A 15,944-nucleotide genomic window follows, 5' to 3' on the forward strand; every position below is an offset into this window, starting at 1 on the left:
ATGAGCCTCACCGCACGCCAGACCGAGCGGGTCATCCGCGTCCTCCTCCTCGCCGACCGGGAGGCGGTCCGCGCCGGGGACTCCCGGCTCGGCACCGCCCACCTCCTGCTGGCCCTCGCGCTCGACGAGCGTGACCACGGTGGCCGCGTACTCGCCGCGGTCGACGTCGACGCGGCCCGCGACGAGGTCGCCCGCCGGCGCACCGGGGTCGGCGACCCACGGGCCGCGCACCGCCCCCACACGCCCGGCGCGGTCGCCGCGCTCGACGCCGCGGTCCGGGTCGCCGACGCCGCCGCCGACCCGGTGCTCGGCGTCCGGCACCTCCTGCTCGGCGTGCTGGCCGACGACGCCGAGGACGCCGCGGCGGTCCTGCGGGCCCTCGGCGTCGACGTCGAGCGCGTCGTCACCGACGCGCGGCGCGACCTGCTCGCCGACCGCAGCGCCCGCCCCTACGCAGCGGTGGAGCCGGTGATGTCGCAGCTCGACCGCGTCGTCGAGATCCTCCGGCGCCTCGACCGGCGCCTCGACGCGCTCGAGGGCGGCGCGGTCAGCTGAGCGCGGCGATCGCCGCGCGGGTGGCCTCGACGTCGAGGTAGTCGTCGGTGTGCTCGAACTCCGCGAGCCGGCCGCTGGTCCCGTGCAGGAAGCCGAGCCGGACCGCGCTCGCGCCGTGCAGGGCTCCGAGGGCCCAGTTCGTCGCGACGCGCGTCATGGCGGCGGGCGCGTGCAGGGCCCAGAGGTGGTAGGCGCGGGTGACGGCGGCGCCGGGGATCCCGCTCAGGTCGATCCCGAAGGGCTTGGCGACGGCGTCGGAGCCACCGAGGTCGACGACCATCCCGAGGTCGCGGTGGCGGTAGTCCCGGGTGGGGCGCCCGGCCAGGCCCGCCGCGACGTTGGCGGCGGCCACCGGCGCCTGCCGCGAGGCGTGCTGGGCGGTGGGCGGGCAGACCGCCCCGCCGCCCGCCGCGAGGTCGGGGACCGCGGCGGCGTCCCCGAGCGCGAGCACCTCGGGGCGGTCGGGCATCGACAGGTCGGCCCGCACGACGAGCCGGCCGTGGTCGGTCTCGGCGCCGAGGTGGGCCATGAGCGGACTGGGCGCGATCCCCGCCGCCCAGATGAGCGTCCGGGTCGCGAGCCGCCGCCCGTCGGAGAGCGTCACCGACCCCTCGTCGGCGCCGGTCAGACCCGTGCACAGGTCGACGTGCACGCCCCGCGACACCAGGACCCGCCGCGTGTCCTCGCTGAGCCGGTGCCCGAGACCCGGCATCAGCGCGTCGTGGTGCTGCACGACGTGCCACGTCACGAGCGACGGGTCGAGGCGGGGGAACCGGCGGGCCAGCTCGGTGGTCATGAGCTGGAGGTTCGCCGCGGTCTCCACGCCCGCGTAGCCGCCGCCGACGACGACGAACCGGCAACGCCGGTCTCGCTCCTCGGTGTCGGTCGAGGTGTTCGCGATCTCGAGCTGGGCGAGCACGTGGTCGCGCAGGAAGGCCGCCTCGGCGAGCGTCTTGCAGCCCCGGCCGTGCTCGCGCAGGCCCGGGATGTCGGCGACCCGCGTGACGCTGCCCGGGGCGAGCACGAGGCGGTCGTAGGGGAGGGCCTCGTGGTTGCCGGTGATGCTCTCGACGAGCACGCGGCGGGCGTCGAGGTCGACCCCGACCGCCCGCCCGGGGACCAGCACCGTCCGCCGCAGCCACTTCGACAGCGGCACCGCCGTCGCCGGCGCCGGCAGCAGCCCGGCCGCGACCTGCGGCAACAGCGGCAGGTAGAGCATGTAGTCGTCGGGGGCCACGAGCCGGACCTCGGCGTCGGGGACGAGCTTCTCCAGCCGCCGCGCGACGGCCGCACCGGCGAACCCGCCGCCCACCACCACGATGCGATCGGTCACGCGCCCTGCCTACCGCACCCCGGTCACGCGGTGGAGTCGACGCTCCCGCGACGCAGGACGCCCCCGCGGAAGTCCGCCGGATCGATGCACGGCCCGTCCTCGGCGTCCCCGACCTGCCCCACGACCCAGCACGGCGGGTCCGTCGGGCCGGTGACGAGCTCGACCGGACCGCTGACCGGCGGCGGCGCCGACACCCGCGTCGCCACCCAGCCCGCCCCGAGCAGCAGGAACACGAGCACGGCGGCCACGAGCGCCCACGTCCTGGCGGAGACCGGCGTCCTGGAGCGCATGCCCGCGACCGTCGTTGATCGGGGGAGGTCCCGGCTCCGGGATGGCCCCGAGTTCCACCCTGAGGTCGGCATCGCCGGACGCGCGGACGGGCCGCGGGTTGCCTCGCTCGTGCGGAATGCCCCCGCGCGAGTGGTTCGCGTGCTCTCCCCCTAACGACCGCGGATCTCCCGGCGACGGATCCCCCGAGCGCAGCGACCGCGCTACGCCCCGTCACCGCCGAGGAGAACCCCGTGCCCGCTCACCGTGCCGCCCGCCGGACCCGCCGCGCCCGCGCCGCCGCCCTCGGCGGGCTGACGCTGGTGAGCATCGTCGGCCCCGGGGCGGGGCTGGCGTTCGCCGCTGGGCCGGACCTGAACTGCCGGAACTTCACGTACCAGGAGGACGCGCAGGCGGTGCTGGAGGCCAACCCGTCGGACCCACACGGCCTCGACGGCGACGACGACGACGGCCGCGCCTGCGAGAGCCTGCCAAGCCGCGGGTCGTCGTCGGTGAGCGACGAGCTGGGCCTCGGGTCGTCGAGCTCGTCCGGTTCGTCGAGCTCCTCGCACTCGTCGAGCACCTCGGGTCCCTCCCGCCAGGCGTCCACCGCGGCGCAGGACCGGGACTGTGCCGACTTCGACTCGCAGGCCGAGGCCCAGGCCGTCCTCGACGACGACCCCGGCGACCCCGAGCGCCTCGACGCCGACGACGACGGTGTCGCCTGCGAGTCGTACGCGTACGGCGACGAGGTCGACGTCCGCCCCGCCTCGACGTCGGGCTCCGAGGACGACGACGCCGACCGCTCCGAGGACGACCACCCGCAGTACCCCGTCGGGGGCGTCGAGGCCGGCGACGGCTCGAGCCCGTCCGGTGGCGCCGACGTCCTGGCCTACGGCCTCACGGGCGCCGCCGCGCTCGCCGGCGCGGTCCTGACCCGCCACGCCCGACCCGGGCGCCACCGTCGGGCCTGAGCCGCCTCGAGCCCTGGTCGGGCCGGGCCCGGCGGCCCGCTCAGCGGTAGTTCGTGAACTGCAGCGCGATGTCGAAGTCGCGCTCCTTGAGCAGCGAGATGACGGCCTGCAGGTCGTCCTTCTTCTTGCCGGTGACGCGGAGCTGGTCGTCCTGCATCTGCGCCTGGATGCCCTTGGGGCCCTCGTCGCGGATGACCTTGGAGATCTCCTTGCCCTTGTCCTTGCTGATGCCCTGCACCAGCGAGCCGGTGACCTTGTAGGTCTTGCCCGACAGCGAGGGCTCGCCGACGTCGAACGCCTTCATCGAGATGCCGCGCTTGATCAGCTTCTCCTTGAAGACGTCGATGGCGGCGGTGCAGCGCTCCTCGGTCTCCGCGGTGATGGTGATGGCCTCCTCACCGGCCCACGAGACGTCGGCGCCGGTGCCGCGGAAGTCGAAGCGCTGCGAGAGCTCCTTGCTCGCCTGGTTGAGCGCGTTGTCCACCTCCTGGCGGTCGACCTTGCTCACGACGTCGAACGAGGGGTTGGCCATCGTCGTCCTCCCTGACGTGTCGGACCGTGCACGGCACGGGGCCCCGGCTGCACGGCGGCCGGGCCCCGGCCTGTAGTCTTCCCGACGCCGTCCCACGGGATGGCACCCCAGGCGGGTTGCCCGAGCGGCCAATGGGAGCGGACTGTAAATCCGTCGCGAAAGCTTCGAAGGTTCGAATCCTTCACCCGCCACACCGGGCCCGTCGATCGCCACCGCGACGACGGGCCTTCCTCATGCCCGGCCGAGCACCCGCGGTGCGTCGAGGCGGGGCTCGTCGACGCCGACGAACCCCCTGAGTCGCCCTCCACGGCCCCGGCGTCCTCGGGACCGCAAGACCTCAGCCGACGATCTCGTTGAGGGCCAGGAGGTTGCCCTCCGAGTCGTACAGCCAGGCGCTGCGGACCGGCCCGTAGTCGGTGACGACACCCTCGGCGCGGCCGCCCCGCCCGGCGAAGGAGCCGCGCTCGGCACCGGGGTCGTAGAAGCTGACACCGCGCGTCAGGAGCTCGTCGACGATCTCGTGCAGGCCCGCGACCAGGAACGCAACCACGGGGTACGGCGCCGGCCGGCGGTCCGGGATCTCGGTGACGATGATCCGGGTGCCCTCGGCGGCGGTGAACATCATCGGGTCGTCGTCGGGACCCGAAACGAGGGTCAGGCCGAGGACGTCGCGGTAGAAGGCGCGGGCGCGGCGGCCGTCGGCGGCGGGGAGCACCGGGTTGAGCGGGAAGCGGGAGAGCACGGTTCCTCCTCGGGTGGGTCCGCCGATGCCAGACGACCAGGCGGTCAGATTCGGTCCGCCACTGCGCGCCGTCGGTCGTGATCGTCGCGTCTCCGTGATCGAAGTACCGATACGGACGCTCAACGTCAGCAACGGCACTTCGCTGGCACGGGCTCAGAGCCGGGCGGTCACCGTCGCGACGCCGGGGCCCTCGAGCGCGTCGAGGCCGGCGGAGCGGCCGGTGACGACGAGGAGCAGGTCCCCGGCCGGCCCGCGCACCTCCTCGGTGCCCTCGCCGTGGGACCAGTCGGCGTCCGTCGCCACGAGCCGCAGGCCGGTCAGACGCTTCGCCGCGCCGTAGAACGAGGCGCCGACGGCGTAGTCGATCGCCGGGACCACGTGCTCCGGCGGGATGGCGCGCGGGATGGACAGCGGCCGCGTCAGGTCCTGCCCGTGCACCAGGACGTCGACGAGCGGGTCCTGGGGCCGGGTGCCGAACGGGCGGCCGGTCCAGGTCGCCGACTCGCGGTACTGCGCCGCGAGCTCGGCCGCCGAGTACTGCGCGGCACGGGCCCGGGCCGACCGGTCGATCATGCGGTTGACGTCGAAGCGGGCGGCGATCATCGCGCGGACGGCCTCGAAGGGCGTGATCCGCGAGGTCAGCGTCAGGTGGGCGACGAGCGTCTTCACCGTCCAGCCGGGGCACAGCGACGGCTCCTGCCACTGGGCGGGCGTCAGCGCGTCGATGACGTCGGCGAGCCCGAGGCGCTCGGCGGAGATCGCGGCGTGCAGGTCGGCGGCGTCCACGGCGTCCACGGCGGGGCTCCCAGGTCGGCGGGACGCCGACGCTAGCGCGGGCCGCCGTCGCGGTACATCGTCATCCGCACCGTCGTGCCGCCGTCACGCGAGCTGGAGACGCGCACGAGGTCGCAGAGGCGGTGGGTCAGGAACAGCCCGTACCCGCGCCCGTCCTCCGGGCCCGGCGGATAGCGCCCGACCAGCGGATCCTCGATCCAGCCGCCGTCCTCGACCTCGGCGACGACCCGGTCCTCGGTGTGCCAGAGCGAGAGGATGCCCCGGCCGACGGTGTGGACGACGGTGTTGACGGCGACCTCGTGGACGGCGAGGCACAGGTCGGCGACGCGCTCGGGCGCGAGGCCGGCTCCTGCCGCGTGCTCGGCCACCGCGCGACGCACCGCGCGCGGGCCGTCCGGCGCCCCGAACACCAGCGTCTCACCGAGCTCGGGTGGCTCGGGCAGCGCGCCGAGCACGGCCTCGGCGAGCTTGAGCGGGTCGCCGTACGTCGCGTTCTCCACCGGCACGCCGTCCTCGACGAGCAGCGGGTGTGCCGCGCGGGCGTCGGCGACGGTGTCCGCGTCGAGCCGGCGCGTGTCGTAGGGGCAGAGCATCGTGACGGGACGCTCGGCGAACGCGAGGTTGGTCAGCGCGTCGTGCTGCAGGTAGGCGGCGCGCTCGTCGGCGGGGCGCCCGGCCCACAGACCCTGGCCGACGACGCGGGTGCGCCGACCCGGGTGGCCGTCGACGAACTCGTGCAGCGCCGGGACGAGGCGGGCGGGGTTGCGCCCGAGGCGGCGGACGTCCTGGAGGACCACGGCACCGGCGTCGGCACCGAGCGCGTCCCGGATCGGCCCGAGGTCCTCGGCGGGCAGCGCGATCACCACCGCCTCGTCGGCCTCGAGACCCGCGCGCACGTGGTCGACCACGCCGCTGACGAATCCCGCGTCGTCGTCGTGGAAGAGGGCGGCGTGCTCGAACCCGGACGCGCCCGCGCGACGATGCCGTCCGACGACGTCCGACATCGTCACCACCCCCACACCATCACTCGAACGATGGCGTTGTCCCCCGGCGGGACGATCCTCGCTGCACCGCCCGCGCCGACGACAGCGGGTTCCGCTCAGCGGGGCGGCTCCTGCGGCGGACGGTCGTCGCGGGCGCGTCACCACCTTGTCACAGTGAGGTCACGACGGGTGACGGCCGGCCTAGACCGCGTCCTCGCCCCGCTCCCCGGTCCGGACGCGCAGGACGAGATCCAGTGGCGTCACCCAGAGCCGCCCGTCGGGGTGCACGGCGGCGGCGATCTCGTCGAGGACCCGGTCGACCAGCTCGTCGTGGACGATCGTCTCGACGCGCAGGCACGGCGCGAGGGCGTCGACGACCACCTGCCCGCGCCGCAGGCTGCGCTGGGCGGACGCGCCGACGGAGCTGACCTCCGAGATCGTCATCCCCAGGACCGCGTGGCGTTCCAGGGCGCGGCGGACGCCGTCGAGCGCGTGGGGCGGGATCATGGCGTGCACCGTCTTCACCGCGCGGCCTCCTGTCGGTCGCCGTGACGCTACGGGCCCCCGGGTCCCGGGGCGAGTACCTCTCCCTAGGCTGCCGCGGTGCCCGCGCAGACCCGCCCGGTCGTCCTCGTCCTCGGTGGCCGCAGCGAGATCGGGGTGGCGCTCGCCTGTCGGCTCGCCGCGTCCGGCCGCGCCGGCACGGTCGTGCTGGCCGCCCGGCGCGCGGGGGAGCTGGCCGCCGAGGAGGCCGCGGTCCGCAGCGCCGGCGCCGAGGTCGTGTCCGTGGAGTTCGACGCCGACGACCTCGCCGCCCAGCCCGGGGTGCTCGACGCCGTCGAGGCCGCCCACGGCCTGCCGGACACGGTGGTGCTCGCGTTCGGGGTGCTCGGCGACCAGGCCCGCGCCGAGAGCGACGCCGCGCACGCGGCCGCCGTCGTGCACACCGACTACGTCGCCCAGGTCGCGGTGCTCACCGAGGTCGCGGCGCGGATGCGGGCGCGCGGGTCGGGCGAGATCGTCGTGTTCTCGTCGGTGGCCGGGGTGCGGGTGCGGCGCGCCAACTACGTGTACGGCAGTGCGAAGGCCGGGCTCGACGGTTTCGCCTCGGGGCTCGCGGACGCGCTGCACGGCAGCGGGGTGCACCTCACGCTCGTGCGCCCGGGCTTCGTCATCGGGCGGATGACCGCCGACAGCGGGCTCGACCCGGCGCCGCTGTCGTCGACGCCGGGCCAGGTCGCCGACGCCACCGCCGACGCCCTGGCCGCAGGCCGCGACGTCGTGTGGGTGCCGGGCGCGCTGCGCGTGCTCTTCACCGCCCTGCGCCTGCTGCCCCGCTGGGCCTGGCGCCGCCTGCCGCGCTAGGTGCGCTCCGCGCAGGTGAGCAGGAAGAAGTGCTCCAGGACTTCTCTGATCACGAGCGCCGGAGGCGCACCTCAGCGGTGGGTGATCTCGGCAGAGGCGCCGGGGCCGAGCTGCTGGCCGGTGACGGGGACGTCGCCCAGCGCCTCGTCGATCGCGGCGAGGGTGTCGGCGGTGAGCTCGATGCCGGCCGCCGCGGCGTTGGCGTGGACCTGCTCGGGCCGCGAGGCGCCCACGATCGCCGAGGCGACCTCCGGGCGGCGCAGCACCCAGGCCAGCGCCATCTCGGCCATCGACAGCCCGGCGCCCTCGGCGATCGGGACCAGGCGCTGCACGGCCTCGAGCGTGCGGTCGGTGAGCTTCTGGCGGATGAACCCGTTCATCTCGTCGCTCGCGGCGCGGGAGTCGACGGGCACCGGCTCGCCCGGCTTGTACTTGCCGGTGAGCACGCCCTCGGCCATCGGCGACCACACGATGTTCGAGATGCCGTGCTCGGCGGTCGTCGGGAAGACCTCGGCCTCCGGGGCGCGCCACAGCATCGAGTACTGGGGCTGCGAGGACACGATCGTCACGTCGTCCGGGCACGCCGCGAGGCCCGCGCGGATCTGGTCGGGCGTCCACTCGCTGATGCCGAGGTAGCGCGCCTTGCCCGCGCGCACGACCTCGGCGAGCGCCTCCATCGTGTCCTCGATCGGCGTCTCGGCGTCGAATCGGTGGCACTGGTACAGGTCGACGTGGTCGGTGGCCAGCCGTCGCAGCGACGCGTCGATCTGCTTGTGGATCTGAGCGGGCGACAGGCCCCGGTCGGTGCTCGACATCGGGAAGTAGACCTTGGTGGCGAGCACGTAGTCCTCGCGCCGGTAGTCCGCGAGGATCCGCCCCCAGGCCTCCTCGGCCGCCCCGCGGCCGTAGACGTTGGCGGTGTCGAAGAACGTGATGCCCGCGTCGAACGCAGCCCGCGTGCAGGCCGCCGTCGCGTCGGCCTCGACGCCGCCGGAGTAGGTCAGCCAGGAGCCCAGGGAGATCTCGGACACCTGCAGGTCGCTCGTACCGAGCTGGCGATGGCGCACGCCCCGTACCGTAGGCGCGGGCCCCGGTGAGGGCCTGCGCAGAGATCGCCACTGCCGGTCGCCGGAAGGAATCCGCCGGCCGGCGCACGAGATCGACCGGCTGACGCAGTCGGCTGTGGCCGACGTGTGAATTGCCGCGACAGCGGGTTCCGCGGCGCGGCACGGCTGGCACGATGGGATGCACGAGCTCGCGAGCGGCCCCGACGCCGGACGGCACCGATGCCACGACGTCGTGCGGGTCCTCGCTCCGGTCCTCGACCGCCGAACGCCGTAGGGGTTTCGTGAACGTGTTGCTGGCGCCGTTGCGTCCTCTGGCCGATGTCCTCGACCTGACCGCGGAGGCCGTGGCCGCCGTGGGCACCGTGTCCGTCGCCGCCCTCGGCGTGGTGCTCACGCGCCTGGAGCCGTCGGACGAGTCGCCGCGCGTGCAGGTCGTGCCGGGGCGTCGCCCGCAGACCTGAGCCGAGGGCCCACGTCACGTCCGCGGGGCCGAGTCCTTCCGGTCGTCCTTCCGGTCGCGCAGCAGCTCGTTGAGCGTGCGCAGCTCGTCGCGGATCTCGGTGAGCAGCCCGGGGATCTCGTGGCTGCGCTCCCAGTGCGGCGTGACGTCGATGCCGAGCTCGCCGAGCTCGCGCTCGTAGAGCTCCGCGAGCAGCGTGCGGTACGGCTCGTCGGGAACGGTGCCGTTCTCCCAGCGGGAGAGCTGGGTCTTCAGGCTGGCGGCGCTGGCCACGTCCACCTGGCCGGCCTCGGCCAGCTCCCGCAGTCGCGCCACGGCCGTGGTCTGCGACCACCCTCGACCACGGCGGGCATCGCGCAACGAAACCACGCCGTCACAGTAGACGACCGGGTCGGCGGGGGCCGGTGAGGTCGGAGCCGCCTACGACGGCCCGCGACGGGGCGAGCGGGACGCCCGTTTGGGCGCCGGCAGGCGGGAGGAGCGGCGCGAGGTGGGGGACGAGGTGGGGGACGCGGTGGGGGACGTCGCGGGGGACGCCGAGCCGGTCGTGGTGCCGGATGCCGGATCGGCCGGCGGGTCGTCCGCGGTGCCGTTCGAGCCGCCGTCCGAGCCGTGCGGGGTGCCGGTCTCGCGGCGCTCCGGCGTCGTGGTGGGGCCCTGCTCGGGGCGCGGCGTGGGCCGCAGCGGCTCGACTCCCGACCGCGGTCGCGACGTCGCGGGGCGCAGCTGCCGCCGACCGGTCGGGCTGCCGCCCTCGACCGCCTCGGGCGGGTCGTGCCGGCCGAGGAACGCGCACAGCCGCGCCCACGTCGTGTCCTTCGCGGATCGGCCGGTGAGCACGCCGAGGTGGCCGCCGGGCGCCGTCGTGAGGCGGGTGTCGGCGCCGATCAGTCGGCGCGCACCGGCCCGCACGGCCCGGGGCGGGACGACGCGGTCGGTCTCGCCGGCGACGAGCAGGACGGGGCGGTGCAGGTCGCGCAGGTCGATCACGCGGTGCCCGACCGGGACGCGGCCGGCCTCGAGGTCCTCGGGGGCGACCATCGCGCGGAAGTAGGTGCCGACGAAGCGGGCCTGCTCGCCGATGAGGGCCCGCACGTCGTCCACGGCCTCGATCTGGGCGAGGAAGTCGCGGTCGTCGAGGCGGGAGATCATCGTCAGCGGAGCCGTGAGCAGCTCGTCGAGCGAGCCGAGCCCGAGTGCGCGCAGCAGGCGGGGCAGCGGCATGAGTGCCAGCAGCGTCTGCAGGGTCGCGAGCACCGGACCGCCGGCCGCGATCGCGAGCGGGCGCGCCCGCACCACCGGGGGCACCTCGTCGAGCGTGAACGGCGTGGCGATCCCCGTGACCGAGGCGAGCGGGAGGTCCGGGTGCCCCGCCGCGGAGAGCACCGCGTGCAGGCCGCCGATCGACCAACCGACGAGGTGCACGGGAGCGCCCTGGTGTGCGGCGCTGACCGTCCGCACGACGTGGGGGAGGATCTCGTCCACCCACCGCTCGAGGTCGGCGGGGCCGGGGGTGATCGCCCCGCCGTGGCCGACGAGGTCCTCGTCGTCGACCTGGTAGACCGACCGGCCCTCGCCGACGAGGTGCTCGACCAGGCTGTTGCCGCGCCGCAGGTCGAACGCCACCCCGCACGCGCCCAGCGGCGACACGAGCACCACCGGCGCGCCCCGCAGCCGCGCGGTGGGGTGCACGGCGTAGCGGTAGGTGCTCACCGAGCCCGCGCGGGCCAGGCCGTGCGCGCGACCGACGCCCTCGACCCCGGCCTCGCCCGGCCCGGTGTCGAACGCGGTGCGGGGCATGCGGCGCAGGTCCGCGAACGGGCCCTCCAGCACCCGCGAGCGCATGTTGCCCACGGCGCGCCACGCCCCCGCCGGCGTCAGGATCACGGTGCCTCCCGGTGTGCTCCGCGCTCGTGGGCGCCGACAGAGCCTAGGTCTGGTGGACGACCCCCGCCTCCTGCAGCTTCGCGATCCGGTCACGATCCACGCCCCAGTCGGCGAGTGCCTCCGCCGAGTGCTCGCCCGGCGCCGCGGGCGGGGTCGGCGTGCCGCTCGGGGTGCGGCTGAAGCGGGGAGCGGGCGCGGGCTGGGTCACGCCGAACGCCTCGACGTGCAGGCCCCGCGCCTTGTTGTGCGGGTGCTCGACGGACTCCTCCATCGTGAGCACGGCGGCGACGCACGCGTCGGTCGGCTCGAGGTCCGCGGCCCACTCGTCACGGGTGCGGGTCGCGAACACCTCGGCGATGCGCGCCCGCCACTCCGGCCAGCGCCGCATGTCCCACTGGCTGGTGGCGATCTCCTCGCCCGCCAGCCCCAGGCCCTCCATGAGCGCGGCGTAGAACTGCGGCTCGAGGGCCCCGACGGCCACGTAGCCGCCGTCCGCGCAGCGGTAGTGGTCGTAGAACGGCGCCCCGCCGTCGAGGAGGTTCGCGCCACGCTCGTTGGGCCACAGCCCGTCCGCGCGCATCCCGTAGACCATCGCCATCTGCAGTGCGGCGCCGTCGACGATCGCGGCGTCGACGACCTGGCCGCGTCCCGACATCCCCCGCTCCACGAGCGCCCCGAGCACGCCGACGACCAGCAGCATCCCGCCGCCCCCGAAGTCGCCGACGAGGTTGATCGGGATCGCCGGCGCCCCGTCCCGGCCCGCCATGTGCGCGACGACCCCGGCCGTCGAGAGGTAGGTCAGGTCGTGCCCGGCGCGCGAGGCCTGCGGGCCGTCCTGGCCCCAGCCGGTCATGCGGCCGTAGACGAGGCGCTCGTTGCGGGCGTGGCACTCGTCGGGCCCGAACCCGAGGCGCTCGGCGACGCCCGGGCGGTAGCCCTCGAGCAGCACGTCGGCGGACTCGACGAGGTCCATCAGCACCTCGAGGCCCTCGGGCGCCTTGAGGTCCAGGGCCACCGACCGCCGCCCGCGCGCGAGGACGTCCTTGTCGGTGTTGCCGAGCGAGAGCCCGCGCCCCCCGGCGGGGCGGTCGATGCGCAGCACGTCGGCGCCCATGTCCGCGAGCATCATCGCCGCGAACGGGCCGGGCCCGATCCCCGCGACCTCGATGACCTTGACGCCGTCCAGCACACCCATGGGGCCCTCGTCCTCCTCGTCGTGGGGCGATCGGGCCGAGCGTACGAGACAGTCAGGGCTGACGGTATGGGTGCGCGGCCTGATCGAGCGAAGGGCCCCTTCGCTCGGAAGAGCCGAGCGTGGGCGCCCACCGCCGGAATCGGTGCCGTGCGAGAGCGCCAGGCCGGAAACGACCGAAGGGCACCCTCGCTCGACTAGATCGAGCGAAGGTGCCCTTCGGTCAGGACGTCGGCCCGGGCCCGCGCCCCGAGCCGAGCGGGTCACTCGCCGCGCAGCGACTGACCCTTCTCCGCCTTCTCGACCAGCGAGGCCGGCGGGTTGAAGCGGTCGCCGTAGGCCTTGGCCAGGATGCGGGCGCGCTCGACGAACCCGGGCAGGCCGCCGGGGTAGCCGTCGATGTACTGCGCCACGCCGCCGGTCCAGGCCGGGAAGCCGATGCCCATGATCGAGCCGATGTTGGCGTCGGCGATGGTGTGCAGGACACCCTCGTCGAAGCACTTCACGGTCTCGAGGGCCTCGGCGAAGAGCATGCGCTCCTGCATGTCCTCGAACGGCAGGTCGCCCTTCGCCGCGCCGAACTCCTCGGACAGGCCCGGCCAGAGCCGCACCCGCTTGCCCGACTCGTCGTACTCGTAGAAGCCGGCGCCCGAGGAACGGCCCTTGCGGCCGAGCTCGACCATCCGGTCGATGATCGCCTCGGAGGGGTGCTCGTTCCAGGTGCCGCCGGACTCCTCGACGCCCCGGCGGGTCTCCTGGCGGATCTTCTGCGGCAGCGTCAGGGTCAGCTCGTCCATCAGCTGCAGCGGCGGGGCCGGGTAGCCGGCCTGCGACCCGGCCTGCTCGATCGACGACGGTGCGGCGCCCTCGCCGAGCATCGCCACGGCCTCGTTGATGAACGTGCCGATGACGCGGCTGGTGAAGAACCCGCGGCTGTCGGAGACGACGATCGGCGTCTTCTTGATCTGCAGCGCGATGTCGATCGCCTTGGCCAGCGTCGCGTCGCTGGTCTTCTCGCCCTTGATGATCTCCAGGAGCGGCATCTTGTCGACCGGCGAGAAGAAGTGCAGGCCGATGAAGTCCTCGGGGCGGTCGACGCCCTCGGCGAGGCCGGTGATCGGCAGCGTCGAGGTGTTCGAGCCGAGGACGGCGTCGGGCGCGAGGTGCGGCAGGATCTCCGCGAAGACCTGCTTCTTGAGGTCGGGGCTCTCGAAGACGGCCTCGATGACGAGGTCGGCGCCCTGGGCCGCGGACGCGTCCGCGGTCGGCGTGATGCGCGCGAGCACCTCGTCGGCCTTCTCCTGGGTCTGCTTGCCGCGCGAGACGGCCTTCTCCAGGAGCTTCTGCGAGTAGCCCTTGCCCTTCTCGGCGTTCTCCTGGCTGACGTCCTTGAGGACGACCTCCAGGCCCGCCATCGCGCACGTGTACGCGATGCCCGCGCCCATCATCCCGGCGCCGAGCACGACGACCTTGCGCGCCGTGTGCTTCTCGTAGCCGTCGGGACGCGAGGCGCCCTTGTTGATGGCCTGCAGGTCGAAGAAGAAGGCACGGGTCATGTTCGTCGACACCTGGCCGCAGGCGAGGTCGGCGAAGTAGCGCGACTCGATCTGGCCGGCGTTGTCGATGTCGACCTGCGAGCCCTCGACGGCCGCGCACATGATGTTGTACGGCGCGGGCATCGGGGCGTTCTTCAGCTGCTTGCGCAGGTTGGCCGGGAACGCCGGGAGGTTCGCGGCGAACTTCGGCGTCGACGGCGTGCCGCCGGGGATCTTGTAGCCCTTGACGTCCCACGGCTGCGCGGCCTCGGGGTTGTCTCTCACCCACTGCTTGGCGCGCGAGATCAGCTCGTCGGGGCTGTCGACGACCTCGTGCACGAGGCCGGCGTCCAGCGCCGCGCGCGGGTTGCGCTGCTGACCCTGCAACAGCACGTTCATGAGGCCGTCGGCCAGGCCGAGCAGGCGCACGACGCGCACGACGCCCCCGCCGCCGGGCAGCAGGCCCAGCGTCACCTCGGGCAGGCCGATCTTCGAGCCCTTGGCGTCGAGGGCGATGCGGTGGTGGCAGGCCAGCGCGATCTCGAGGCCGCCGCCGAGCGCCGCACCGTTGATCGCCGCGACGACCGGCCTGCCCAGGGTCTCCAGGCGCCGCAGCAGCTGCTTGATCTGCTGCGACTGGTCGAAGACCTTCTGCGCGTCGGCGCGCGTGTACTTCACGAGGTCGTCGAGGTTGCCGCCCGCGAAGAAGGTCTTCTTCGCCGAGGTCAGCACGACGCCGGTGATCGAGTCCTTCTCCGACTCGAGACGCTGCAGCGTCTCGGCGAAGTCCTCGCCCCACTTGGCGTTCATCGTGTTGGCCGAGGCGCCCGGGTCGTCCATCGTCAGCGTGACGATGCCGTCCCCGTCGGCCTCCCACCGGAACATGTTCTCGGACACTGCGCTGCTGGCTCCTGTTCGCTGGTCGGGGGTTCCGGAGGGGTGGGTCAGACCCGCTCGATGATGGTCGCGACGCCCATGCCGCCGCCGATGCACAGCGTCACGAGGGCGCGGCGCAGGTCGCGGCGCTCGAGCTCGTCGACCATGGTCCCGACGAGCATCGCGCCGGTGGCGCCCAGCGGGTGGCCCAGCGCGATCGCGCCGCCGGCGACGTTGGTGCGCTCGTGCGGGAAGCCGAGGTCGCGCATCAGCTTCATCGGCACGGCGGCGAACGCCTCGTTGATCTCGAGGAGGTCGATGTCGTCGACGGTCATCCCGGCCTTGGCCAGGACCTTCTCGCACGCCGGCGTCGGGCCGGTGAGCATGATCGTCGGGTCGGCGCCGGAGACGGCGGTGGCGACGATGCGGGCACGCGGGGTCAGGCCGTTCTGCTTGCCGGCCTCCTCGGTGCCGAGCAGCACGAGCGCGGCGCCGTCGACGATGCCCGAGCTGTTGCCCGGGTGGTGCACGTGGTTGATCGCCTCGACCCAGTGGTACTTCTGCAGCGCCACCGCGTCGAAGCCGCCCATGTCGCCGATGCGGGCGAACGACGGCTTGAGGCCCGACAGGCCCTCCATCGTCGTCTCGCGGACGTGCTCGTCGTGGTCGAGCACCGTCAGGCCGTTGCGGTCGACGACGGGGACGATCGAGCGGTCGAAGGCGCCGTCGGCCCACGACTTGGCGGCGCGGGTCTGCGACTCGAGCGCGTAGGCGTCGACGTCCTCGCGGCTGAAGCCCTCGAGGGTGGCGATGAGGTCGGCGCCGATGCCCTGCGGGACGAACGAGGTCTTGAAGTTGGTCTCCGGGTCCATCGCCCAGGCGCCGCCGTCGGACGCCATCGGGACGCGGGACATCGACTCGACGCCACCGGCGACGATGAGGTCCTCGAAGCCGGAGCGCACGCGCTGACCGGCCTGGTTCACGGCCTCGAGGCCCGACGCGCAGAAGCGGTTGAGCTGGACGCCGCCCACGTGGTCCGGCAGGCCCGCGGCGATCGCGGCGGTCTTGGCGATGTCGCCGCCCTGGTCGCCGATGGGGGTGACGCAGCCGAGGACGACGTCCTCGATCTTGTCGGGGTCGAGCTCCGGGTTGCGCTTGCGCAGCTCGTCGATCAGGCCGACGACCAGCGACACCGGCTTGGTCGCGTGCAGCGAGCCGGTGGCCTTGCCCCGGCCCCGCGGGGTGCGGAGGGCGTCGTAGATGTATGCCTCGGTCACGGGTGGGTCCCTTCGCGCGGGTGTGAGCCGACTGCTCTCAACAGTCATGATGGACTGTTTCGCGCTCGTGTCAACGTGGGCACCACCGCCGGTTACTCCCCGGT

17 protein-coding genes and 1 tRNA gene are annotated in these 15,944 nt (G+C 74.1%); 5 read left to right on the forward strand and 13 right to left on the reverse strand.

The window, feature by feature from the left end; all coding sequences use genetic code 11:
- Positions 1-555 (forward strand): Clp protease N-terminal domain-containing protein, encoded by a 555-nt coding sequence (locus tag PGB27_RS11565; RefSeq protein WP_274200508.1) that lies wholly within the window; start codon positions 1-3, stop codon positions 553-555.
- Here PGB27_RS11565 and PGB27_RS11570 read toward each other — a convergent pair.
- Positions 548-1,888, reverse strand: coding sequence for an NAD(P)/FAD-dependent oxidoreductase (locus PGB27_RS11570; RefSeq protein WP_274200509.1), 1,341 nt, complete (start codon positions 1,886-1,888; stop codon positions 548-550). The genes PGB27_RS11565 and PGB27_RS11570 overlap by 8 nt on opposite strands.
- Positions 1,889-1,911: 23 nt before the next feature.
- Positions 1,912-2,178: a hypothetical protein gene (locus PGB27_RS11575; protein ID WP_274200510.1), complete on the reverse strand. Its 267-nt coding sequence runs from the start codon at positions 2,176-2,178 to the stop codon at positions 1,912-1,914.
- A gap of 231 nt (positions 2,179-2,409) precedes the next feature.
- Between PGB27_RS11575 and PGB27_RS11580 the strand changes: the two genes are divergently transcribed.
- Positions 2,410-3,129 (forward strand): excalibur calcium-binding domain-containing protein, encoded by a 720-nt coding sequence (locus PGB27_RS11580; protein ID WP_274200511.1) that lies wholly within the window; start codon positions 2,410-2,412, stop codon positions 3,127-3,129.
- Positions 3,130-3,169: 40 nt separating this feature from the next.
- Here the strand turns inward: PGB27_RS11580 and PGB27_RS11585 are convergent, their stop codons facing one another.
- Positions 3,170-3,661: a YajQ family cyclic di-GMP-binding protein gene (locus PGB27_RS11585; RefSeq protein WP_274200512.1), complete on the reverse strand. Its 492-nt coding sequence runs from the start codon at positions 3,659-3,661 to the stop codon at positions 3,170-3,172.
- Between the two features lie 110 nt (positions 3,662-3,771).
- On the opposite strand from PGB27_RS11585, the gene PGB27_RS11590 reads away from it, so the two are divergent.
- Positions 3,772-3,852: transfer RNA gene (locus tag PGB27_RS11590), tRNA-Tyr, on the forward strand.
- A gap of 146 nt (positions 3,853-3,998) precedes the next feature.
- Here PGB27_RS11590 and PGB27_RS11595 read toward each other — a convergent pair.
- The 4 genes from PGB27_RS11595 to PGB27_RS11610 all read right to left on the reverse strand — a co-directional run bounded on the left by PGB27_RS11595 (position 3,999) and on the right by PGB27_RS11610 (position 6,706).
- Positions 3,999-4,403, reverse strand: a complete 405-nt coding sequence (locus tag PGB27_RS11595) for a VOC family protein (protein WP_274200513.1) — start codon at positions 4,401-4,403, stop codon at positions 3,999-4,001.
- Between the two features lie 153 nt (positions 4,404-4,556).
- Entirely contained in the window at positions 4,557-5,198 is a 642-nt protein-coding gene (locus PGB27_RS11600) for a maleylpyruvate isomerase family mycothiol-dependent enzyme (protein ID WP_274200514.1), read from the reverse strand.
- Positions 5,199-5,230: 32 nt separating this feature from the next.
- A complete protein-coding gene (locus PGB27_RS11605) occupies positions 5,231-6,202 on the reverse strand; it encodes a sensor histidine kinase (protein ID WP_274200515.1) in 972 nt (323 codons plus the stop codon).
- A gap of 180 nt (positions 6,203-6,382) precedes the next feature.
- Positions 6,383-6,706, reverse strand: a complete 324-nt coding sequence (locus PGB27_RS11610) for a P-II family nitrogen regulator (RefSeq protein ID WP_274200516.1) — start codon at positions 6,704-6,706, stop codon at positions 6,383-6,385.
- Between the two features lie 78 nt (positions 6,707-6,784).
- Between PGB27_RS11610 and PGB27_RS11615 the strand changes: the two genes are divergently transcribed.
- Positions 6,785-7,546, forward strand: a complete 762-nt coding sequence (locus PGB27_RS11615) for an SDR family NAD(P)-dependent oxidoreductase (protein WP_274200517.1) — start codon at positions 6,785-6,787, stop codon at positions 7,544-7,546.
- Between the two features lie 71 nt (positions 7,547-7,617).
- Here the strand turns inward: PGB27_RS11615 and PGB27_RS11620 are convergent, their stop codons facing one another.
- Positions 7,618-8,613 carry an aldo/keto reductase family protein gene (locus PGB27_RS11620; RefSeq protein ID WP_274200518.1) on the reverse strand — a complete coding sequence of 332 codons (996 nt, stop codon included), beginning with the start codon at positions 8,611-8,613 and terminating at the stop codon, positions 7,618-7,620.
- Positions 8,614-8,894: 281 nt separating this feature from the next.
- On the opposite strand from PGB27_RS11620, the gene PGB27_RS11625 reads away from it, so the two are divergent.
- Positions 8,895-9,074, forward strand: a complete 180-nt coding sequence (locus PGB27_RS11625; protein ID WP_274200519.1) for a hypothetical protein — start codon at positions 8,895-8,897, stop codon at positions 9,072-9,074.
- A gap of 14 nt (positions 9,075-9,088) precedes the next feature.
- Here the strand turns inward: PGB27_RS11625 and PGB27_RS11630 are convergent, their stop codons facing one another.
- From PGB27_RS11630 to PGB27_RS11650, 5 genes are all read right to left on the reverse strand, one after another.
- Positions 9,089-9,388, reverse strand: coding sequence for a hypothetical protein (locus PGB27_RS11630; RefSeq protein WP_274200520.1), 300 nt, complete (start codon positions 9,386-9,388; stop codon positions 9,089-9,091).
- Positions 9,389-9,493: 105 nt separating this feature from the next.
- Positions 9,494-10,960 carry a serine aminopeptidase domain-containing protein gene (locus PGB27_RS11635; RefSeq protein ID WP_274200521.1) on the reverse strand — a complete coding sequence of 489 codons (1,467 nt, stop codon included), beginning with the start codon at positions 10,958-10,960 and terminating at the stop codon, positions 9,494-9,496.
- A 43-nt stretch (positions 10,961-11,003) separates the two neighbouring features.
- Complete coding sequence (locus PGB27_RS11640; RefSeq protein WP_274200522.1) at positions 11,004-12,155, reverse strand: CaiB/BaiF CoA transferase family protein; 1,152 nt, start codon at positions 12,153-12,155, stop codon at positions 11,004-11,006.
- A gap of 260 nt (positions 12,156-12,415) precedes the next feature.
- On the reverse strand, positions 12,416-14,572 hold the full coding sequence (locus PGB27_RS11645) for a 3-hydroxyacyl-CoA dehydrogenase NAD-binding domain-containing protein (protein ID WP_274200621.1): 2,157 nt from the start codon (positions 14,570-14,572) through the stop codon (positions 12,416-12,418).
- A 59-nt stretch (positions 14,573-14,631) separates the two neighbouring features.
- The gene (locus PGB27_RS11650) at positions 14,632-15,888 is read right to left on the reverse strand and encodes an acetyl-CoA C-acetyltransferase (protein WP_274200523.1); all 1,257 of its coding nucleotides are present in this window, start codon (positions 15,886-15,888) and stop codon (positions 14,632-14,634) included.
- Positions 15,889-15,944 lie beyond the last annotated feature (56 nt).

Origin of the sequence: Actinomycetospora lemnae (assembly GCF_028737315.1) — a bacterium.
GTDB classification, from domain to species: Bacteria; Actinomycetota; Actinomycetes; order Mycobacteriales; family Pseudonocardiaceae; genus Actinomycetospora; species Actinomycetospora lemnae.